Source organism: Pseudomonas sp. 14P5.3.2 (assembly GCF_057799175.1).
This window is the reverse complement of record NZ_JBYOKU010000030.1, coordinates 52,870-72,758: the sequence shown is the minus strand read 5'-3', so window position 1 is coordinate 72,758 and position 19,889 is coordinate 52,870. Positions and strand designations below refer to the sequence as shown.

Below are 19,889 nucleotides of genomic sequence, written 5' to 3'. Positions count from 1 at the left end.
CCCTTCAGTCAGGATTTGAGGTAGCCGTTGGCGGCCAGAAAGCTTTCAGTGATCGTACCGCCGGCGGTCGGCTCTGCGGCCTTGTCACCCAACAGCAAACGCTCCAGATAACGCGCCAGCAAATCGACTTCCAGGTTCACCCGGCGGCCCGGCTTGTAGGACGCCATGATGGTTTCGCTCAGGGTGTGCGGAATGATCGTCAGCATGAATTCGGCGCCATCGACCGCGTTCACGGTCAGGCTGGTGCCGTCGACGGTGATCGAGCCTTTATGGGCGATGTACTTGGCCAGCTCTTTTGGTGCGCGAATGCGAAATTCCACCGCACGAGCATTGTCGCTGCGCGACACCACTTCGCCGACACCGTCGACGTGACCGCTGACCAGATGCCCACCGAGACGGGTGGTCGGGGTCAGGGCTTTTTCCAGATTGACCGGGCTGCCGCTTTTCAGGTCATTCATGGCGGTGCAGTCGAGGGTTTCGCGGCTGACGTCAGCGGCAAAGCCATTGCCCGGCAGCTCAACCGCCGTCAGGCACACGCCGTTGACCGCGATGCTGTCGCCGAGTTTGACGTCGCTCAGGTCGAGCTTGCCGGTTTCGACATGCACCCGCACATCACCGCCCTTTGGGGTCAGTGCGCGGATACTGCCGATGGATTCGATGATGCCGGTAAACATGGGGTTCTCCTTGAGAACGAAGCCAGCGCTAACGCGATGGCCGGGAATTATACGCTCGCCGAAACGACTGGCGTCGCAGTGACTCGCCAGTCATCGCCAACCGCGCGGATTTCAGTGATTTTCAGCTCGGGAGCGTCCTTCATATAGGCCAGCGGCCAGTCCAGCAACGGCCGCGCCGTGGAGCCGAGAAACTTGCCGGCAATGAAGATCACGAACTCATCGACCAGACCGAGCTGCGCGAACGCGCCAGCCAGACGCGGGCCGGCCTCGACCAGTACTTCGTTGACGCCACGGTTGGCCAGTTCGATCAGCAGTTGATGCAGATCGACCTGACCGTCGTCACCCGGCACGATCAGGCATTCCGGGCCATTGGCGTATTGTTCTTCGACCGCCATGCACGTCGCGACCAGCGCCGGGCCGGCCTTGAAGAACGGCGCGTCCAGCGGCACCCGCAGGCGCCCGTCGACCAGCACCCGCAGCGGCGGACGGCTCATGGCCCGTGCAGTTTGTTCGGCATCCAGACCCAGTTCGTCGGCGCGTACGGTCAGGCGTGCGCCGTCAGCCAGTACGGTGTCGGCGCCAGTCAGCACCACGGCGGCCTGCGCGCGCAAACGCTGCACGGCGGAACGCGCAGCCGGGCCGGTGATCCACTGGCTCTCGCCACTTTCCATCGCCGTGCGGCCGTCGAGACTCATGGCCAGTTTGACCCGCACGAACGGCAAGCCGTGTTCCATGCGTTTCAGGAAACCTTGATTGAGCTGGCGCGCCTCGGCTTCGAGCACGCCGCTTTCGGTGGCGATCCCGGCATCGGTCAGTCGCTGCAAGCCACGCCCGGCGACCTGTGGGTTCGGATCGCGCATCGCGGCGACCACCCGAGCAACCCCGGCATTCACCAGCGCATCGGCGCACGGCGGTGTGCGGCCATGGTGGCTGCACGGCTCAAGGGTCACGTAAGCGGTGGCGCCGCGGGCCAATTCACCGGCAGCGCGCAGGGCGTGGACCTCGGCGTGGGGTTCGCCGGCGCGCTCGTGAAAGCCTTCGCCGACAATCTGCCCGTCACGCACGATCACGCAGCCAACCCGTGGATTGGGATGGGTGGTGTAGTGGCCCTTGCGCGCCAGTTGCAGCGCGCGCGCCATGAAGTTGGCGTCGAGGATCGCCTGCTCGGCGGCGCTGGTCATTCTTTCACCGGTTCGCGGGCGAGGCGGTCGATCTCTTCGCGGAACTCATTGAGATCCTGGAAGCGCCGGTACACCGAGGCGAAACGGATGTAGGCCACTTCATCGAGCTTTTGCAGCTCGGCCATCACCAGTTCGCCGACCACGAGGGATTTGACCTCGCGCTCGCCGGTGGCGCGCAGCTTGTGCTTGATGTGAACCAGAGAGGATTCGAGGCGCTCGACGCTCACCGGACGTTTCTCCAGGGCGCGTTGCATGCCGGCGCGGAGCTTTTCTTCGTCGAACGGCTGGCGGCTGCCGTCGGTTTTGATCAGGCGCGGCAACACCAGTTCGGCCGTCTCGAATGTCGTGAAACGCTCGCCGCAGGCCAGGCATTCACGCCGGCGGCGCACCTGTTCGCCCTCGGCGACCAGACGCGAGTCGATGACCTTGGTGTCGTTGGCACCGCAGAAGGGACAGTGCATGGTGGCTGGCAACAAAAAAAGGGAGGGCCATGGTAGCGCATCCCGGTGGCAAGACAAGCCATAGGGTTTGCGGTATACAGACGGGCATGATCATTTGATCCATGGATTTCATTTTGCTGGAGCAGCCCATGCCGCTACGACCGCTCGTTTTGCTCAGTCTTTTCGCCCTGCTGGTGGCCTGTGGCAGCGATAAACCCAAGCCGCAGCCGCCAACGCCGGGCCCGGCGCCACAGCAGGCGCAGAAAAAAGCCCGGGAAGCCGCTGACCTCGGTCCGCTGCCGGCTTATCAACGGGAACTGAGCGGCACTCTGCAAGGCGTGCCGGCCGGGGCCGAAGTCGAACTGGCGTTGCTGGTGATTGACGATAAGTCCCGCCCGCAACAGTTGCTCGCCAGTTCCACGCTGATAGGCAATAACCAGGCGTTGCCGTTCCGTCTGCGTTTCAACCCCGAAGCATTCCCCGCCGGCGCGCGGGTTGAGCTGCGCGGCCGCGCCACGCAGTCCGGCCAGTTGATCCTGCATCTGCCGTCGCAACCCATTACCCAGCCGACCACTCAGGCGCTGGGCCAGCTGCAATTTGTCAAAGCGCCATGACGCCACCGCTCGACCTGCAACTGGCGTTAGGTGAATTGCTCGGTGATGCCCGGCTCAAGGCCTGTGCATTGCCGGGTACCGATTTGCAGCTGTGGCTGATCGACGGCGATAACATGGATCGCGAATTCAGTCCGGACGAAACCCGGCGCATCCTCCACGAACCGCCGTATTGGAGTTTCTGCTGGGCCAGCGGCCTGGCGGTGGCGCGCTATCTGGCGGAGTTTCCCGAGTGGGTGCGCGGCAAGCGGGTACTGGATTTCGGCGCCGGCTCCGGGATCGCCGCGATTGCTGCGGTGAAGGCCGGGGCGTTGGAGGTGGTGGCTTGCGATCTTGATCCGCTGGCGATTGCTGCGTGCCGGGCCAATGCTGAACTCAATGATGTGCAGATGAGCTATTCGACGGACTTCTTTGCCGAGGCTGATCGTTTTGATCTGATTCTGGTGGCGGATGTGCTCTACGACCGTGAGAACCTGCCGCTGCTCGATGCGTTTCTCAGCCGTGGCCGCGAGGCGCTGGTGGCGGATTCACGGGTTCGGGATTTTCGCCATCCGTTGTATGAGCGCATTGAAATGCTTGAGGCGATGACCTTGCCGGATCTGGCGGAGCCGGAAGAATTTCGGCATGTGAGCCTGTACCACGCGCGGCGGAGCTAAAAAGCTTCGTCGGATCGCCGCCCGGAGCAAGCCCGCTCCCACATTTGGATTGCGTTCCCCCTGTGGGAGCGAGCTTGCTCGCGAAGGCGTTCTATCAGGCAACACATCTCTAAACCTGCCCCCGCTTCCGGCCACACCCCACCAAGCCGTATAGTTGCCCCATCCACGCTTTTACGAGATCCCCCATGAGTCAGCAAACGCCGTACATCTTCGACGCCACGACTGCCGATTTCGACCAGTCGGTGATCGAAGCTTCCTTCAACAAACCGGTGCTGGTGGATTTCTGGGCCGAGTGGTGTGCGCCGTGCAAGGCGTTGATGCCGATGCTGCAAGGCATTGCCGAGAGCTATCAGGGCGAACTGCTGCTGGCCAAGGTCAACTGCGACATCGAGCAGGACATCGTGGCCCGCTTCGGTATCCGCAGCCTGCCGACTGTGGTGCTGTTCAAGGACGGTCAGCCAGTCGACGGTTTTGCCGGTGCGCAACCGGAATCCGCCGTACGCGCCTTGCTTGAGCCGCATGTGCAGATGCCGCCGCCGGCCGCCGCCGATCCGTTCGAACAGGCGCAGGCGCTGTTCGACGACGGTCGTTACGCTGACGCGGAAGCGGCGCTGGTGGTGATGCTCACCGAAGACAACAGCAACGCCAAGGCGCTGATCCTCTACGCCCGCTGCCTGACCGAACGCGGCGAACTGGGCGAAGCGCAAACCGTGCTCGACGCGGTCAAGAGCGATGAGCACAAGGCTGCACTGGCCGGGGCCAAGGCGCAGATCAAATTCCTGGGACTTGCCCGTGATCTGCCGGATGCTGCCGACCTCAAGGCGCGTCTGGCCAAAGATCCGCAGGACGACGAAGCGGTGTATCAACTGGCGATCCAGCAACTGGCGCGTCAGCAATACGAAGCGGCGCTGGAGGCCTTGCTCAAGCTGTTCATCCGTAACCGCAGCTATGGCGAGGGTCTGCCGCACAAGACGTTGCTGCAGGTGTTCGAACTGCTGGGCAACGATCACCCGCTGGTGACCGCTTACCGTCGTAAAGTATTCGCTGCGCTTTATTAAGATCAAAAGCTCGCAGCCTTCGGCAGCTCCATTCGATCGTGTTCACCCGTATTTGCGGATGAACGCTGAGCCTGTAGGAGCTGCCGCAGGCTGCGATCCTTTGCGGCTCACTCGCTCCAGCTGTAGAGCGGCGTATCGCCGCCGCTCACCACTTTCACCTGTGAACTGTGGCGCAATCGCACCAGCAGGCGTTTGCCCGCCGCCGCGCTGCCGGTCAATCCCTCAAGCTGCTCCAGAAGATCCGGCCCGCTGAGTTGCCTGGCCTTGCGCAACAGATCCTGCGCGACCTGCCACAACGCATCGTCCTGGTTCAGCGTTTTCGCTGCCGGCGCGCTCAATGCCGCTTCAGGCTGATCGCCCTGCGACTGCGCGCCAAGGGCTGCGCCAAGCTTTGCCCAATCGCTGTCATCCAGCTCCACCGTCAAATCCACCGGCATCGCGCCGACGGTTCCGCGTATCCGCAACATCTGCTTCGCTCCTGCACATTTCTGACCTGCATGCTCCCACGGGACTTGTGCAACGCCAAGCGCACGGGCAAACTCTGCGGACTTTCGTTATAAGATTACATAACAAACTCTTCACTTTACTTTCCGGAGACCGCCATGCGTCGTCTGCTGCTCGCTTTGCCGTTTGCCCTGTTGCCGCTGGCCATCGCCCATGCCGCCGATGAGCACGATCATGACCATGACCATGAGCACGGCAGCCTCGGCGCCCACGAACATGGCGTCGGCCGACTGAACGCCGCACTCGACGGCCAGACCCTGGAACTGGAACTGGAAAGCCCGGCGATGAACCTGGTGGGCTTCGAACACGCCGCCACCAGCGACGCCGACAAGGCCAAAGTCGCCGCCGCCCGCGCCCAACTGGAAAACCCGCTGGCGCTGTTCAGCCTGCCGGCCGCCGCTGGTTGCAAAGTCGCCAGCCAGGAGCTGGAAAGCCCGCTGTTCGGCGACAAACCGGATGCCGACGACCATGACGATGATGGTCACGATGCCGCCGCCAAGGGCGGTGAAGCGCATCACCATGAACACAGCGAAATCCACGCGCACTATCAATTCAGTTGCGCTGCACCGGGGGCCTTGAAGACTCTGGATCTGGCGAACCTCTTCAATACCTTCCCGGCCACCCAGAAAATTCAGGTACAACTGATCGGCCCGAACGGCCAGCAAGGTACGGAAGTGACGGCCAAGGCTGCTGCCCTGAAATTCTGATCACACCGACAATCCCCTGTGGGAGCGGGCTTGCTCGCGAATGCGGTGGGTCAGTCAACATGGATTTGGCTGATCCACCGTATCCGCGAGCAAGCCCGCTCCCACAAGGGGTTACGTGTTCACTTCATGAAATTGGTGCCATGACCCAAGCACTCATCGAACTGTCCGACCTGGGCTTCAACTGGCCCGGTCACCCGCCGCTGCTGGACATCCCGGCGTTTCGCCTGGAGCCGGGCGAAACCCTGTTCCTCAAAGGCCCCAGCGGCAGTGGCAAGACCACCCTGCTCGGCCTGCTCGGTGGCGTGCAGAAACCCGGGCGCGGCAGCATTCGCCTGCTCGGCCAGGAACTGACCGAACTCGGTGCCGGCGCCCGCGACCGCTTTCGCGTCGATCACACCGGCTACATCTTCCAGCAGTTCAACCTGCTGCCGTTTCTCTCGGTACGCGAGAACGTCGAGTTGCCCTGCCACTTCTCCAGACTGCGTGCCGAACGGGCGAAACAGCGCCACGGCAGCGTCGATCAGGCCGCCGCCACCCTGCTCGCCCACCTGGGTCTGAAGGATGAAAGCATCCTCGGTCGTCGCGCCGACTCGCTGTCGATCGGTCAACAGCAACGGGTTGCCGCCGCACGCGCGTTGATTGGCCAACCGGAACTGGTGATCGCCGACGAACCGACCTCGGCGCTGGATTACGACGCTCGGGAAAACTTCATTCGCCTGCTGTTCGCCGAATGCCGCGAAGCCGGGTCGAGCTTGCTGTTCGTCAGCCACGACCAAAGCCTGGCGCCGCTGTTCGACCGTCACCTGTCCCTGGCCGAGCTCAATCGCGCCGCCACGTCTGCCGAGGTCTGAGATGTATCTGTTTCGTCTGGCCATGGCCAGCCTGGCCAACCGCCGCTTTACCGCCCTGCTCACCGCGTTCGCGATTGCCCTGTCGGTCTGCCTGTTGCTCGCCGTCGAGCGCGTACGCACCGAGGCCAAGGCCAGTTTCGCCAGCACCATCAGCGGCACCGACCTGATCGTCGGCGCCCGCTCCGGCTCGGTGAACCTGCTGCTGTACTCGGTGTTCCGCATCGGCAACGCGACCAACAACATCCGTTGGGACAGCTTCGAACATTTCGCCAGCAACCCAAAAGTGAAGTGGGCGATCCCGATGTCCCTCGGCGACTCGCATCGCGGTTACCGCGTGATGGGCACCACCGAAGCCTATTTCGAGCATTACCAGTACGGTCGCCAGCAGCACCTGGAACTGGCCGATGGCCGCGCCTTCGCCACCGATCCGTTCGAAGTGGTGCTCGGCGCCGAAGTAGCCGAGGCGCTGCATTACAAGCTCGGCGACCAACTGGTGCTGGCCCACGGCGTGGCGGCGATCAGTCTGGTCAAGCATGACGACAAGCCGTTCACCGTGGTCGGCATTCTCAAGCGCACCGGTACGCCGGTGGATCGCACGCTGCACATCAGCCTCGGCGGCATGGAAGCGATTCACATCGACTGGCACAACGGCGTGCCGGCGCGCGGCACCGGCCGGATCACGGCGGATCAGGCACGCAACATGGACCTGACGCCACAGGCGATCACCGCGTTCATGCTCGGCCTCAACAGCAAGATTTCCACCTTCGCCCTGCAACGCGAGATCAACGAATACCGTGGCGAGCCAATGCTGGCGATCCTCCCGGGCGTGGCCTTGCAGGAGTTGTGGAGCCTGATGAGTACTGCGGAAAAAGCCTTGTTCGTGGTCTCGCTGTTCGTGGTGCTGACCGGGTTGATCGGCATGCTCACGGCGATTCTCACCAGCCTCAACGAGCGCCGCCGCGAGATGGCGATTCTGCGTTCGGTCGGTGCCCGGCCTTGGCACATCGCAAGCCTGCTGGTGCTGGAAGCCTTTGCCCTGGCGCTGACCGGCGTAATCGCCGGACTGGCATTGCTGTACATCGGCATCGCCGCCGCGCAGGGTTATGTGCAGGCCAATTACGGGCTGTATCTGCCGCTGGCGTGGCCGAGCGAGTATGAATGGACGCTGCTCGGTGGCATTCTGGCTTCCGCGCTGCTGATGGGCAGCGTGCCGGCCTGGCGCGCGTATCGCCAATCCCTGGCCGATGGCCTGTCGATCCGTTTATGAGGATGTTCACCATGCCCCGCGCCGTGCTTGCGCTGCTGTTGCTGGTTGCCCTGCCCGTGTGGGCAGCGGCGCCGAAAGACCTGACCTGGTCGGAGATGATCCCGCCGGACGCCGCGCCGGAAGTGCCGAACATGACGCCTCTGCACGACATGTCGAAGATGAGTGATGCGCTGTCCGCCGAGTCGGCGCCGGCGGCGAAACAGGACATGCCCAACGCGCCGGTGGTGCAGAGTCTCGACGGGCAGAACATCCGCCTGCCGGGCTACATCGTGCCGCTGGAAGTCAACGAAGAGGGGCGCACCACCGACTTCCTGCTGGTGCCGTACTTCGGCGCCTGCATCCATGTGCCGCCACCGCCGTCGAACCAGATCGTGCATGTGAAAAGCGAGTTGGGCGTGAAGCTCGACGAGCTGTATCAGCCGTACTGGGTCGAGGGACCGTTGCAGGTCAAGGCGTCCACCAGCGAACTGGCCGATGCCGGGTATCAGATGGCGGCGGACAAGATTTATGTGTATGAGCTGCCGGAGTAATTCCGTTAATTCTGCACTGTTCGGCCCATTGTCTTCGCGAGCAGGCTCGCTCCCACAGTTGACCGAGCTCTAATGTGGGAGCGAGCCTGCTCGCGATGGGGCCGGCCAAGGTTCCACAAAAAACCATCCCTTCACTGTTTCATTGAGCTGAGTCAAAAGACCGTATCAGTTGGCTTCATACCATAGGACATCAGACATTTTTAACGTCCTTTTGGAGCTCCCATGAACAAGTCCTTGCTCAGCGCCGCGCTGTTTGCAGTCGCGCTCGCAGCCCCGCTCGCCCACGCCCACGAAGCCGGCGATATCATCGTTCGCGCCGGTGCGATCACCGTCAACCCGAAAGCCGACAGCTCCAGCGTCAAGGTCGATCAGGGTCCGTTGAGCGGCACCAACCTGGGCGGCAAGGCGACCATGAGCAGCGACACCCAACTGGGTCTGAACTTCGCCTACATGCTGACCAACAACATCGGTATCGAGTTGCTGGCCGCCTCGCCGTTCGAGCATGACGTGAAAATCAAAGGCACCGCGCTGCCAGCCGCCAACGGCAAACTCGGTACGCTGAAACACCTGCCGCCGACCCTCAGCGTCGTGTACTACCCGCTGGATTCCAAGTCGCCGTTCCAGCCGTACATCGGCGGCGGCATCAACTACACCTGGATCTATGACGAGCACGTCGGCAGCGAAGCCCAGTCCAACGGCTTCAGCAACTTCAAGGCGAAAAACTCCTGGGGCCTGGCCTGGCAGGTCGGCGCCGACTACATGCTGACCGACAACATCATGCTCAACGCCCAGGTGCGTTACATGGACATCGACACCCGCGCGACTGTCGAGAACAACGCCGTGGCGCCGGGCACCCGTGCCAAGGTGAATGTGGATGTCGATCCGTTTGTGTACATGGTGGGTCTGGGCTACAAGTTCTAAGCAAGAGTCGAACATTCGCGTGGTGGTGAATGAGGCTTTGGGTGAGCAGGCTTAGAACTGACGACGATCACTTCGTGATCGATCGGGGATAAATCCCCTCGCCACAGGATTAGCGACAAATTCCGGCCGTGAAAAAGGCGCCTGTAAAAAGGCGCCTTTTTCATGTCTGCGATAAACCTACTTGCCGAGCAACCGCGCCAGCCCTACACGCATCGGCGTCGGCTCTGGCAGCTGGAAGCGTTGCAGCAAACGCGCGTTGTTCGCCCGCGAATGGCGGATGTCGCCGGAGCGCGCCGGGCCGTAGCTGACCGGGGGCAACTCGCCGACCACTTCCTGCAGCGCTTGCAGCATCTGCTTGAGGTTCATTGACTGATTCCAGCCGACGTTCATCGCGCCCACTTCCACTTCAGACTTGTCGATCGCTTGCACCAGCACGTCGACCAGATCCTCGACATAGAGGAAATCACGGGTCTGCTCGCCATCGCCGAACACCGTGATCGGCAGGCCTTTCTGTGCCCGCTCGCTGAAGATGCTGATGACCCCGGAGTACGGCGAAGACGGATCCTGGCGCGGGCCGAAGATGTTGAAGAAGCGGAAGATCACCGGTTCCAGGCCATGCTGGCGACGATAGAAATCGAAGTAGTGCTCGCCGGCCAGTTTGTCCGAGGCATACGGCGTCAGCGGAGCTTTTGGCGTGTCTTCGTCAATCGACTCGCCTTCACCGTTGTTACCGTACACCGCGGCGCTGGACGCGTAGAGCACACGCTTCACTCCGGCCTGGCGCATGGCTTCGCAGACATTCAGGGTGCCAATGAAATTGCTCTGGTGGGTCTTCACCGGATCGTCCACCGACGCCTGCACCGAGGCCACCGCCGCCAGGTGCGCGACGGCACTGCAGCCTTGCATGGCCTGCGCAACCAGCGCGGCGTCGGCAACGTCACCGACGATCAGTTCGACCTGCGGATTGTCCAGCGGCAGGTTGGCGCGTTTGCCGGTCGACAGATCATCGAGAATCCGCACCGAATGGCCGGTGGCGAGCAATGCATCCGTCAGGTGCGAGCCGATGAAACCGGCGCCGCCGGTGATTAAAACAGGGCCTTCAGCCATGACGATAAAACCTATCCAGTAAAGCCGGGAGCCCGGCGCGCCAGGCGCGGGGCTTGATCCCGAAAGTGTGCAGAATTTTCTTGCAGGCGAGTACCGCGTGTTGCGGTTCCTCGGCAGCGTCCGGCCGCGCGGCATGGGCCTGCGCGGTCGGCGCTTCGATCGCCAGCGGATGCAGGTTGCGCGCTTCGCTCAGAATCGCCTGACCCAGCGCCAGCGGCGTGGTCGCCTCGTGGCCGGCGTAATGGTAAGTACCCCACAGCGGCGCGGCGCAATCGAGTTGCTTGAGCACCGAAATGATCACCCGTGCCGCGTCATCGACCGGTGTCGGATTGCCACGGCGGTCATCGGCCATGAGCAATTCGTCCGGTTGTTCGGCGCGGGCGAGGAAGCGTCCGAGGGTGCCTTCAGGACTGTCATCGAGCAGCCAGCCGAAGCGCAGCAGCACGTGTTGCGGGCAAGTGGCGCGAACACTTTGCTCGATGCGCCACAGCGCCTGACCGCGCAGGCCCAGTGGCACCGGCTCGTCTTTCTCACTGTAGGCGGTCGCCCGCGAACCGTCGAACACCCGATAGCTGGAAGGCTGCACGAGGATGATGTTGTGGTGCTGGCACAGTTCGGCCAGCCGCTCGATGGCGCGTTCCTGCCCGGCCAGACGGCTTTCGCTGACGGTCTCGGCCTGGAACCAGTCGAAATAGTAGGCGAGGTTAATCAACGCATCCGGACGGGTATCGTCGAGCAGTTGCGTCAGGCTCGCGGCATCCCAGCCGTCTTCTGGCGGGCGGGGGGCGAGGAAACCGATGTCTTCTTCCGCACCGAGGCGAATCAGCGCCTGCCCAAGGGCATTTCCGCCGCCCAGTAACATAAGGCGCATTCGCATAGAGTCAGCAGGCCCAGTCTGATTGGAACGATGGCTTTAGCGACGGTGCTGGTGACACCGTCATCGATAATTGCCGGAATCGTTGCATTTTGCGGGTTTAGTGCGCAACCGTCACCCGTAAAGTGTAGATCGCCGGGAAATGTGCTGAATCAACTGGCCCCATCGCGAGCAGGCTCACGCCTACAGTTGATCGCGTTCCCCTGTGGGAGCGGGCTTGCTCGCGAAGAGGCCCGGGCAAACGCTGAAGATCCCAGCGGTACTTGCATCTTGCCGCCCCCACCCGCATAACTTGAGCCATGAATCTGCCCATCCCCAAGGACGCGGCCCTGGCAGGCTTCCACCCCGCCGTCAGCGCCTGGTTCAGCAGCACCTTCCCGACGGTCACCGCCGCCCAGGCCCGCGCATGGCCGTTGATCCGCCAGCGCCGCTCGACACTGATCGCCGCGCCCACCGGCTCCGGTAAAACCCTCACCGCATTCCTCGCCGTGCTCGACGACCTCGTCCACCGTGGCCTGGAAAACCCCGAAGGCCTGCCCGATGCAACCCTCGTCGTCTACGTTTCGCCGCTCAAGGCGTTGTCCAACGACATCCGCATCAACCTGCAAAACCCGCTGGCGGGAATCACCGAACAATTACGCCAGATGGGCCTGCCCGAACTGCAAATCACCACCGCCGTGCGCACCGGCGACACCCTGCAAAAAGACCGCGCCGCCATGCGCAAGCGCGCGCCGCACATTCTGGTGACCACCCCGGAATCGTTGTACGTGCTGCTCGGCTCCGAGTCCGGACGCAAAATGCTCGGCAGCACACGCACAGTGATCATCGACGAGATCCACGCCATCGCTGCCGGCAAACGCGGCAGTCATCTGGCGCTGAGCCTCGAACGCCTGCAGGCGCTGTGCGCAGAACCACTGACCCGCATCGGTCTTTCGGCCACGCAAAAACCCATCAATGCCGTGGCGCGGTTTCTGGTCGGCACCGATCGCCCCTGCGAGATCATCGACATCGGCCACGCCCGGCCACGGGATCTGGGCATCGAAGTGCCGCCGGTGCCGTTAACGGCAGTGATGGCCAACGATGTCTGGGAATTGGTCTACGACCGCCTCGCCGAGTTGGCCCGCGAGCACCGCACCACGCTGATTTTCGTCAACACCCGACGCTTGGCCGAGCGTCTGAGCCGACACCTGAGTGAACGGCTGGGCAAACACGCGGTGGCCGCGCACCACGGCAGCCTGGCCAAGGAGTTCCGTCTCGACGCCGAACAGCGGCTCAAGCGCGGTGAGCTGCAAGTGCTGATCGCCACTGCGTCGCTGGAGTTGGGCATTGATATCGGCGAAGTCGATCTGGTCTGCCAGATCGCCTCGCCGCGTTCGATTGCCGGGTTCCTGCAAAGAGTCGGTCGCTCCGGGCACCAGGTCGGCGGCACGCCCAAGGGTCGCTTGTTCGCCACCACCCGCGACGACCTGATCGAATGCGCCGCCCTGCTCGACTGCGTGCGCCGTGGCGAACTCGACACCCTGCACATTCCCGAAGCGCCGCTGGATGTACTGGCGCAGCAGATCATCGCCGAAGTCAGTTGCCGGGAATGGGCGGAAGACGCGCTGCTGGCGCTGTTTCGCAAAGCCTCGCCGTACCGCGATCTCGACGAAAAACACTATCAGGCGCTGCTGACGATGCTCGCCGAAGGCTACAACGGTCGTCAGGGCATCCGCAGCGCCTACCTGCATCGCGATGCGGTCAGCCGCACCCTGCGTGGCCGCCGTGGCGCGCAACTGACCGCCGTGACCAGCGGCGGCACCATCCCCGACAACGCCGATTACAGCGTGCTGCTGGAACCGCAAGGTCTGAACATCGGCAGCGTCAACGAAGACTTTGCCGTGGAAAGCATCGCGGGTGATGTGTTCCAGCTCGGCAACACCTCCTATCGAATCCTGCGGGTGGAAACCGGCAAGGTGCGGGTCGAGGATGCCCAAGGCCAGCCGCCGACCATTCCGTTCTGGCTCGGCGAAGCGCCGGGGCGCAGTGATGAATTGTCTGCGGCAGTGGCGCGCCTGCAAGCGACCCTCGACGACCTGCTCGGCGCCCGTCCCGGTGATTTGCAACCGGCACTCGACTGGCTGACCGCTACTCTCGGGCTGAATGCCGCCAGCGCCGAACAACTGATCGAATACCTCGCCCGCGCTCGCTTGACCCTCGGCGCCCTGCCCTCGCAGGACACACTGCTGATGGAGCGATTTTTCGATGAATCCGGTGGCACCCAACTGATCATCCATTCACCGTTCGGCAGCCGCATCAACCGCGCCTGGGGCCTCGCGCTGCGCAAGCGTTTCTGTCGCACCTTCAACTTCGAGTTGCAGGCTGCTGCCAGCGAAGACGCGATTGTCCTGTCGCTGTCCACCAGCCACAGTTTCGAGCTGGATGATGTCTGGCGGTACCTGCACAGCAACAGCGCCGAGCACATTCTGATTCAGGCGATTCTCGACGCGCCGTTGTTCGGCGTGCGCTGGCGCTGGAATGCCGGGGTGGCGCTGGCGTTGCCGCGTTTTACCGGCGGGCGCAAAGTCGCGCCGCAGTTGCAGCGGATGAAAAGCGAAGACCTGATCGCCAGCGTGTTTCCCGATCAGATCGCCTGCCTGGAAAACCTCGCCGGCGAACGGGAAATTCCCGAACATCCGCTGGTGGAACAGACCCTCGACGATTGCCTGCACGAGGCCATGGACAGCGACGGCTGGCTCAATCTGCTGCGGCGCATGGAGCGCGGCGAGGTGCGGTTGATCAGCCGCGATCTGCCGGCGCCTTCACCGCTGGCCGCAGAAATTCTCAGCGCGCGGCCGTACAGCTTTCTCGACGATGCGCCGTTGGAAGAACGCCGCACCCAAGCGGTGCTCAACCGGCGCTGGAGCGACCCGCAATCCACTGATGATCTCGGTGCGCTGGACGCAGACGCCATCAACGCGGTGCGTGAAGAAGCGTGGCCGACGCCGGCCAACATCGATGAAATGCACGAGGCGCTGATGAGCCTTGCCTGCATCAGCGACCTTGAAGTTCAGGCTGGCGAACACTGGCGCGAATGGCTTGACGCGCTGAATGCGAGCGGTCGCGCCTGCCGCTTGGCCGCTGCGCCAGTAACGGCAAAAGAAAAGCTTCGCGAGCAGGCTCGCTCCCACATTCAACAGGGTTCCGCCAGTTGGAACACAGTCAACTGTGGGAGCGAGCCTGCTCGCGAAGACGGCCTCACCGTCACTACACATCCACAGCCTGGCTCGTTGTGGCTGGCGCGAGAACGCCTGACCTGCCTGTTGGCGCTTTATCCACAGGCCACGCTGCAACCGCAGCAAGAGGCCTTGCCCGGTTTCAACGAACCTTGGACGTTAGAGGAAGCGCTGGTCGAAGTGATCCGCGCGCGGCTCGGCGCGTTTGGCCCGCTGCCGTTAGCCGCCATTGCCGAACCGCTGGCGCTGCCCGCCACACAAGTCGCGCAGGCGCTCGCGCAACTGGAGCGGGAAGGCTATGTGCTGCGCGGTCATTTCACTCCGAATGTGGCCGTTGAAGAATGGTGCGAACGGCATCTACTGGCGCGCATTCATCGCTACACGGTCAAGCGTCTGCGCCGGGAAATCGAGCCGGTGGCCCTGCAGGATTTCATGCGTTTTCTGTTCGACTGGCAGCATCTGTCCCCCGCTACGCGCGCTCAGGGCAGCGTGGTGTTGCCGGCGATTGTCGGTCAGTTCGAAGGTTACCCGGCGGCGGCCTCCGCGTGGGACAGCGACATTCTCCCGGCACGCCTGAAGGACTACTCGCCGAGCTGGCTGGATGAGCTGTGCCGCAACGGCAAACTGGTGTGGACGCGCCTCAGTGCCCGACAGAAAGTCAGCGGCACGGCGTTGCGCAGTACGCCGATTGTGCTGCTGCCGCGCAGTCAGGTCGGATTGTGGAGTGGATTGGCCGAGCAAACGCCGGTCAGCGAACTGTCAGCGAAAACGCAGAAGGTCTACGAGGCGCTGAGTCAGCACGGCGCGCTGTTTTTCGATGAACTGATCCATGAAGCGCACCTATTGCGCACCGAGCTGGAAATCGCCTTGCAGGAACTGGTCGGTGCCGGCCTGGTAAACGCCGACAGCTTCGCCGGTCTGCGTGCGCTGATCACCCCGACGAGCAAGCGCCAGCAACGCAGCAGTCGTCGCGGACGTGGAGCGTTTACCGGCGGCATGGACGATGCCGGACGCTGGGCGTTATTGCGACGCGGGCCGCTCATGGAGAACAGCCAGAGCGCTTCGCCGGAAACCCTCGAACATGTCGCCATGACCTTGCTGCGCCGCTACGGCGTGGTGTTCTGGCGTTTGCTGGAGCGCGAGGCGGATTGGCTGCCGAGCTGGCGCGAATTGCTGCGCACGTTTCATCGGCTGGAGGCCCGTGGCGAGATTCGCGGCGGGCGCTTTGTCAGTGGTCTGGCGGGGGAACAGTTTGCCTTGCCGGAGGCGATTCCGTTGCTGCGCGAAGTTCGGCGGCGGGCACATGACGGCAGCTTGATCGCGGTGTGCGGGGTGGATCCGTTGAACCTGGCCGGAACGTTGTTGCCGGGGGCGAAAGTGCCGGCGTTGGCGAGCAATCGGTTGGTGTATCGCGATGGGGCGCCGGTTGCTGCCGAAATTGCCGGTAAGCAGGTTTTCTGGACAGAGTTGGATCAGGTGGCCATGGAACAGGTGCGGAGCAAGCTGATCCGGCATTGATGTCGACAGTTCCGGCCCTTTCGCGAGCAAGCCCGCTCCCACAGGGGATCGGCGGCGTTCACCAATCCAATGTGGGAGCGGGCTTGCTCGCGAAGAGGCCGGCAATCCCACCACAAAATCCGGCAATCAAGTACTCGACTTTTGCGGCACCTCGCTCGCCACCAGCGCCCCCTCACCCTGCCGCTTGGGCAACAAAACCTGCTGTGGATAAGTCTGCGCGAAATGCACGTCGGGACTGTTATCCACAAGCTTTTTCAAACGCTGGTTGAACGCCCGGCTCACCGCATACTGCCCGCCCGACACGGTACGGAACTGCGCCGTCAGCACGACGCCGTTCAAGTCCATCCGGTCCACCCCGAACACATCCAGCGGCCCTTGCAGGTTGTACTTGAGGAACGGGTCTTCGCGGATCGAATCGCCAGTCTCGCGGATCAGTTCGATGGCCTTGTCGACGTCGGTGTCGTAGGTGAACTGCACCGAGAAAAACGCGTAGGCAAACTGCCGTGATTGGTTGGTCACTGCCTTGATCTGGCCGAACGGCACCGAGTGCACGAAACCCTTGCCGTCACGCAGGCGCAGGGTGCGGATGGTCAGGCCTTCGACGGTGCCGGCATGTCCGGAATCAAGCACAACCCAGTCACCGATCGACAGCGTGTCTTCAATGATGATGAACAACCCGGTGATCACGTCCTGCACCAGTTGCTGCGAACCGAAACCGATGGCCAGACCGACCACCCCGGCACCGGCCAACAGTGGCGCAACGTTGATCCCGAGGTTGGCCATGGTGGTGATCGCGCAGATCACCACCAGGATGATTTTGATCGCGTTACGCAGCAGCGGCAGGATGGTTTTCACCCGAGTGCTGGGCTGGCGGGAGGATCGTTTGCTCACCGGTGGTTTCAATGCCTCCTGAATTGCCGTGTCGAGCACCACCCACAACAGCCATGTGACGAGGAAGATCAGGCCGATGCTGCTCAGCGCGTTGCTGATCGCCCGTCCGACCGTGCTGCTCTGGGCGAAATCGAGCAGTGAGACGCCCCAGATCCGCCCGAGAATATCGATGAAGGCAATCGCAATGACAATCCGCAGCAACGCATGCAACAGGCTGAGAAAGCGTTCCTTGTAGGCACTGCTGCGCTGGATCGCTTCGGCTTTTCGTGACTTGAACAAATGCTGGAGGATGGTGCTGAGAAACACCGTGCCGATCAGCAGCACCGTGGTGAACAACGCGCAGCGCAGGGCCTTTTGATTGTCCTCGCCGATGCCGATCAGATTGACCGCCGAGACCAGCACCATCAACACGATCGGCCAGTACCAGAGTCCGGAAAAAATCCGCAGCGACTCCTGCAACGACGGCTGTTTCAGACGCTGCGCCAGCGGTCGGTTACGGATCAGGTGCGCCACCGGCCGGCGCAGGCGAATCACCAGCAGACCGAAGATGATCGAGGCGATCAACCCGGTGAACACCGCGACGCTGCTGGTGATGTTGCCGCCTAATTGACGGGCGATCTGTGGGCTGGTCAACGCGTCACTGAGGGCGGCGAGAAAGCCGATCAGGAACAGCGGTTTCGGGCAGTAGTCGCGGATGATCCGCGCGGCGGGCCGTTTGTGGCCGACGTTGAACATCACCACCACGCACAACAGCATCGAGGTGGAGAAAATCCCGCTGCTGGTGGCGTAGGCAAAACACAGCGCCAGCGCCCGCCCAACCGAGGCTTGCAGAAAGTGACTGACGTACAGCGTCAGCGGCAGGCAGATCAGCGCCGGCAGCGTGTACGGCAGCAGGTAGCCAAGCAGGTCCTGACTGCGCTGGCGGGTACGCAGCCAACGACCCTGACTCAGCCGCTTGGCCAGCAGGCTGCCGAGCACCGTGAGCAGCGCAAAAGTGCCAAGCCACACGCCGGACAACATCAGGAAATCCCCGGCGACGCTCCAGCCCGAACGATCCGACGGCTGGTTGACCAGTTTGTCGACCTCGTCCGCCGCGCGATCAGCGCGCAGGCGCCAGGCGTCGACCAGATGCTCGTTGAGATCGAGTTTGTCCTGCACGTCGTCGATGCTCGTACTGATCGCGCCGAGCAAGCCGCCCTGCACGATCGGCTCGGGTTTGGCCGGTTCTTCAGCGGTGGCCGGAACGCCCGGCAACGCGGCGGCTTGCACCATCTGGCCAGCGCCCAACAGCAGCGCCCCCAGCAAAACAGCGACCCTGAACTTGATCAAAACTCCGATCCCCCTTGGCTGAACCTGTAAGGAACTGATCGGTAATTGTCTGGCAAGTTCAAGAGCACCCTCACCCCAGCCCTCTCCCCGAGGGAGAGGGAGCCGACCGAGTTGTGCTCTCGAGCTACATCGACCTGAAATATCCAGCCGAACTCAATATTGAGTGCAACCGAGATCAGCTCCCTTCCCCCTCGCCCCTTTGGGGGAGAGGGTTGGGGTGAAGGGGAGCGCTTTTGACCTTTGCGTCCAAGGCAAATATCAAATGCCCAACCCCGTATTTTTCCGCACAAGCTAAACCCCGACACTGCGCTCCATTCAAACCTCTACCGGAGTGCTGTCATGCCCATTGCCTTGCTCGCGCTGACCCTCAGCGCATTCGCCATCGGGACGACCGAGTTCGTTATCGTTGGCCTGTTACCCACCATTGGCGCCGATCTCGGCGTCAGCCTGCCGTCCGCCGGGCTGCTGGTCAGCCTCTATGCGTTGGGCGTTGCCATTGGCGCGCCGGTGCTGACCGCCCTCACCGGCAAAGTCCCGCGCAAACTGTTGCTGCTGTCGCTGATGGTGCTGTTCACCCTCGGCAACCTGCTGGCGTGGATGGCGCCGAGTTACGAATCGCTGGTGCTGGCGCGGATCGTTACCGGCCTGGCGCATGGGGTGTTCTTCTCCATCGGCTCGACCATTGCCACCAGTCTGGTGCCCAAGGAAAAGGCTGCCAGCGCGATTGCGATCATGTTCACCGGCCTCACCGTGGCCCTTGTGACCGGCGTGCCGCTGGGCACTTTCATTGGTCAGCATTTCGGCTGGCGCGAAACCTTCCTCGCCGTCTCGGCGCTGGGTGTGATCGCCTTCATCGGCAGCCTGCTGTATGTGCCGAACAACATCGCCCACAGCAAACCGGCGTCCCTGTTGCAACAGCTGCAAGTGCTGAAGCAACCGCGTCTGTTACTGGTGTACGCCATGACTGCGATCGGTTACGGCGGCTCGTTCATCGCCTTCACTTTCCTTGCGCCGATCCTTCAGGACATCTCCGGTTTCAGCGCCGGCACCGTCAGCCTGGTGTTGCTGGTGTACGGCGTGTCGGTGGCGGTCGGCAACATCTGGGGCGGTAAACTGGCGGACAAACGCGGGCCGATCAGCGCCCTGAAAATCATCTTCGCCCTGCTCGCCGCCGTGCTGTTCGTACTGACCTTCACCGCTGGCAATCCATGGCTGGCGCTGGCCACGGTGCTGGTGTGGGGCGCGGTGGCGTTCGGCAACGTGCCGGGTCTGCAGGTGTATGTGGTGCGTCAGGCTGAACATCACACACCGCAGGCAGTGGACGTGGCATCGGGGCTGAACATTGCCGCGTTCAACCTCGGGATTGCCGGCGGGGCGTGGGGCGGCGGGCTGATCGTCGAGCATCTGGGCCTGATTCATACGGCGTGGATCGGTGGTCTGGTGGTGCTGGTGGCGCTGGCACTCACCGCATGGAGCGGTCGACTGGATCGGCTCGGTCCGGTCTATGCCGAACCGGCTCAAGGCCGAGTAATCACGGGTCACTGAGTAACCCTGT

At 62.8% G+C, this 19,889-nt stretch carries 17 protein-coding genes; 10 read left to right on the top strand and 7 right to left on the bottom strand.

The window, feature by feature from the left end:
* Positions 1–8: 8 nt before the first annotated feature.
* From AC27VU_RS21635 to nrdR, 3 genes are read right to left on the bottom strand one after another with little or no spacing between them, the layout of a single operon-like run.
* Positions 9–674 (bottom strand): riboflavin synthase, encoded by a 666-nt coding sequence (locus tag AC27VU_RS21635; RefSeq protein WP_098965821.1) that lies wholly within the window; start codon positions 672–674, stop codon positions 9–11.
* A 47-nt stretch (positions 675–721) separates the two neighbouring features.
* On the bottom strand, positions 722–1,855 hold the full coding sequence (gene ribD, locus AC27VU_RS21630; protein ID WP_488724874.1) for a bifunctional diaminohydroxyphosphoribosylaminopyrimidine deaminase/5-amino-6-(5-phosphoribosylamino)uracil reductase RibD: 1,134 nt from the start codon (positions 1,853–1,855) through the stop codon (positions 722–724).
* The gene (gene nrdR / locus AC27VU_RS21625) at positions 1,852–2,316 is read right to left on the bottom strand and encodes a transcriptional regulator NrdR (RefSeq protein WP_003228656.1); all 465 of its coding nucleotides are present in this window, start codon (positions 2,314–2,316) and stop codon (positions 1,852–1,854) included. Before nrdR ends, ribD begins: the two co-directional genes overlap by 4 nt.
* A 128-nt stretch (positions 2,317–2,444) precedes the next feature.
* Here nrdR and AC27VU_RS21620 point away from each other — a divergent pair, with 128 nt between their 5' ends.
* The 3 genes from AC27VU_RS21620 to trxA all read left to right on the top strand — a co-directional run bounded on the left by AC27VU_RS21620 (position 2,445) and on the right by trxA (position 4,620).
* Entirely contained in the window at positions 2,445–2,909 is a 465-nt protein-coding gene (locus AC27VU_RS21620; RefSeq protein WP_003228658.1) for a YbaY family lipoprotein, read from the top strand.
* Positions 2,906–3,562, top strand: a complete 657-nt coding sequence (locus AC27VU_RS21615) for a class I SAM-dependent methyltransferase (protein WP_338800107.1) — start codon at positions 2,906–2,908, stop codon at positions 3,560–3,562. The genes AC27VU_RS21620 and AC27VU_RS21615 overlap by 4 nt, the downstream gene beginning before the upstream one ends.
* 185 nt (positions 3,563–3,747) lie before the next feature.
* Positions 3,748–4,620: a thioredoxin gene (gene trxA / locus AC27VU_RS21610; RefSeq protein WP_262141719.1), complete on the top strand. Its 873-nt coding sequence runs from the start codon at positions 3,748–3,750 to the stop codon at positions 4,618–4,620.
* A gap of 107 nt (positions 4,621–4,727) precedes the next feature.
* Here the strand turns inward: trxA and AC27VU_RS21605 are convergent, their stop codons facing one another.
* On the bottom strand, positions 4,728–5,087 hold the full coding sequence (locus AC27VU_RS21605; RefSeq protein WP_201136454.1) for a hypothetical protein: 360 nt from the start codon (positions 5,085–5,087) through the stop codon (positions 4,728–4,730).
* A 135-nt stretch (positions 5,088–5,222) separates the two neighbouring features.
* Here AC27VU_RS21605 and AC27VU_RS21600 point away from each other — a divergent pair, with 135 nt between their 5' ends.
* The 5 genes from AC27VU_RS21600 to AC27VU_RS21580 all read left to right on the top strand — a co-directional run bounded on the left by AC27VU_RS21600 (position 5,223) and on the right by AC27VU_RS21580 (position 9,400).
* Positions 5,223–5,831 (top strand): DUF2796 domain-containing protein, encoded by a 609-nt coding sequence (locus AC27VU_RS21600; protein ID WP_488724873.1) that lies wholly within the window; start codon positions 5,223–5,225, stop codon positions 5,829–5,831.
* Between the two features lie 140 nt (positions 5,832–5,971).
* Positions 5,972–6,682: an ABC transporter ATP-binding protein gene (locus AC27VU_RS21595; protein ID WP_003228669.1), complete on the top strand. Its 711-nt coding sequence runs from the start codon at positions 5,972–5,974 to the stop codon at positions 6,680–6,682.
* A 1-nt stretch (position 6,683) separates the two neighbouring features.
* Positions 6,684–7,949 (top strand): ABC transporter permease, encoded by a 1,266-nt coding sequence (locus AC27VU_RS21590; RefSeq protein ID WP_488724872.1) that lies wholly within the window; start codon positions 6,684–6,686, stop codon positions 7,947–7,949.
* Between the two features lie 11 nt (positions 7,950–7,960).
* On the top strand, positions 7,961–8,479 hold the full coding sequence (locus AC27VU_RS21585) for a DUF3299 domain-containing protein (protein ID WP_003228673.1): 519 nt from the start codon (positions 7,961–7,963) through the stop codon (positions 8,477–8,479).
* Between the two features lie 222 nt (positions 8,480–8,701).
* Positions 8,702–9,400 carry an OmpW/AlkL family protein gene (locus AC27VU_RS21580; protein ID WP_003228675.1) on the top strand — a complete coding sequence of 233 codons (699 nt, stop codon included), beginning with the start codon at positions 8,702–8,704 and terminating at the stop codon, positions 9,398–9,400.
* Positions 9,401–9,577: 177 nt separating this feature from the next.
* Here AC27VU_RS21580 and AC27VU_RS21575 read toward each other — a convergent pair whose 3' ends face one another.
* Both AC27VU_RS21575 and AC27VU_RS21570 read right to left on the bottom strand, forming a co-directional pair.
* A complete protein-coding gene (locus AC27VU_RS21575; RefSeq protein WP_488724871.1) occupies positions 9,578–10,507 on the bottom strand; it encodes an NAD-dependent epimerase/dehydratase family protein in 930 nt (309 codons plus the stop codon).
* Positions 10,500–11,384: a sugar nucleotide-binding protein gene (locus AC27VU_RS21570; protein WP_103483869.1), complete on the bottom strand. Its 885-nt coding sequence runs from the start codon at positions 11,382–11,384 to the stop codon at positions 10,500–10,502. The genes AC27VU_RS21575 and AC27VU_RS21570 overlap by 8 nt, the downstream gene beginning before the upstream one ends.
* 296 nt (positions 11,385–11,680) lie before the next feature.
* Between AC27VU_RS21570 and AC27VU_RS21565 the strand changes: the two genes are divergently transcribed.
* Positions 11,681–16,114, top strand: coding sequence for a DEAD/DEAH box helicase (locus tag AC27VU_RS21565; RefSeq protein ID WP_488724870.1), 4,434 nt, complete (start codon positions 11,681–11,683; stop codon positions 16,112–16,114).
* 126 nt (positions 16,115–16,240) lie between these two features.
* Here the strand turns inward: AC27VU_RS21565 and AC27VU_RS21560 are convergent, their stop codons facing one another.
* Positions 16,241–18,334 carry a mechanosensitive ion channel family protein gene (locus AC27VU_RS21560; protein ID WP_488724869.1) on the bottom strand — a complete coding sequence of 698 codons (2,094 nt, stop codon included), beginning with the start codon at positions 18,332–18,334 and terminating at the stop codon, positions 16,241–16,243.
* Between the two features lie 339 nt (positions 18,335–18,673).
* Between AC27VU_RS21560 and AC27VU_RS21555 the strand changes: the two genes are divergently transcribed.
* The gene (locus AC27VU_RS21555) at positions 18,674–19,879 is read left to right on the top strand and encodes an MFS transporter (RefSeq protein ID WP_103483872.1); all 1,206 of its coding nucleotides are present in this window, start codon (positions 18,674–18,676) and stop codon (positions 19,877–19,879) included.
* Positions 19,880–19,889 lie beyond the last annotated feature (10 nt).

Bases quoted from the DNA above. Each gene is read 5' to 3' on its own strand.
- AC27VU_RS21635 (WP_098965821.1), bottom strand. From the start codon at position 674: ATGTTTACCGGCATCATCGAATCCATCGGCAGTATCCGCGCACTGACC.
- ribD (WP_488724874.1), bottom strand. From the start codon at position 1,855: ATGACCAGCGCCGCCGAGCAGGCGATCCTCGACGCCAACTTCATGGCG.
- nrdR (WP_003228656.1), bottom strand. From the start codon at position 2,316: ATGCACTGTCCCTTCTGCGGTGCCAACGACACCAAGGTCATCGACTCG.
- AC27VU_RS21620 (WP_003228658.1), top strand. From the start codon at position 2,445: ATGCCGCTACGACCGCTCGTTTTGCTCAGTCTTTTCGCCCTGCTGGTG.
- AC27VU_RS21615 (WP_338800107.1), top strand. From the start codon at position 2,906: ATGACGCCACCGCTCGACCTGCAACTGGCGTTAGGTGAATTGCTCGGT.
- trxA (WP_262141719.1), top strand. From the start codon at position 3,748: ATGAGTCAGCAAACGCCGTACATCTTCGACGCCACGACTGCCGATTTC.
- AC27VU_RS21605 (WP_201136454.1), bottom strand. From the start codon at position 5,087: ATGTTGCGGATACGCGGAACCGTCGGCGCGATGCCGGTGGATTTGACG.
- AC27VU_RS21600 (WP_488724873.1), top strand. From the start codon at position 5,223: ATGCGTCGTCTGCTGCTCGCTTTGCCGTTTGCCCTGTTGCCGCTGGCC.
- AC27VU_RS21595 (WP_003228669.1), top strand. From the start codon at position 5,972: ATGACCCAAGCACTCATCGAACTGTCCGACCTGGGCTTCAACTGGCCC.
- AC27VU_RS21590 (WP_488724872.1), top strand. From the start codon at position 6,684: ATGTATCTGTTTCGTCTGGCCATGGCCAGCCTGGCCAACCGCCGCTTT.
- AC27VU_RS21585 (WP_003228673.1), top strand. From the start codon at position 7,961: ATGCCCCGCGCCGTGCTTGCGCTGCTGTTGCTGGTTGCCCTGCCCGTG.
- AC27VU_RS21580 (WP_003228675.1), top strand. From the start codon at position 8,702: ATGAACAAGTCCTTGCTCAGCGCCGCGCTGTTTGCAGTCGCGCTCGCA.
- AC27VU_RS21575 (WP_488724871.1), bottom strand. From the start codon at position 10,507: ATGGCTGAAGGCCCTGTTTTAATCACCGGCGGCGCCGGTTTCATCGGC.
- AC27VU_RS21570 (WP_103483869.1), bottom strand. From the start codon at position 11,384: ATGCGAATGCGCCTTATGTTACTGGGCGGCGGAAATGCCCTTGGGCAG.
- AC27VU_RS21565 (WP_488724870.1), top strand. From the start codon at position 11,681: ATGAATCTGCCCATCCCCAAGGACGCGGCCCTGGCAGGCTTCCACCCC.
- AC27VU_RS21555 (WP_103483872.1), top strand. From the start codon at position 18,674: ATGCCCATTGCCTTGCTCGCGCTGACCCTCAGCGCATTCGCCATCGGG.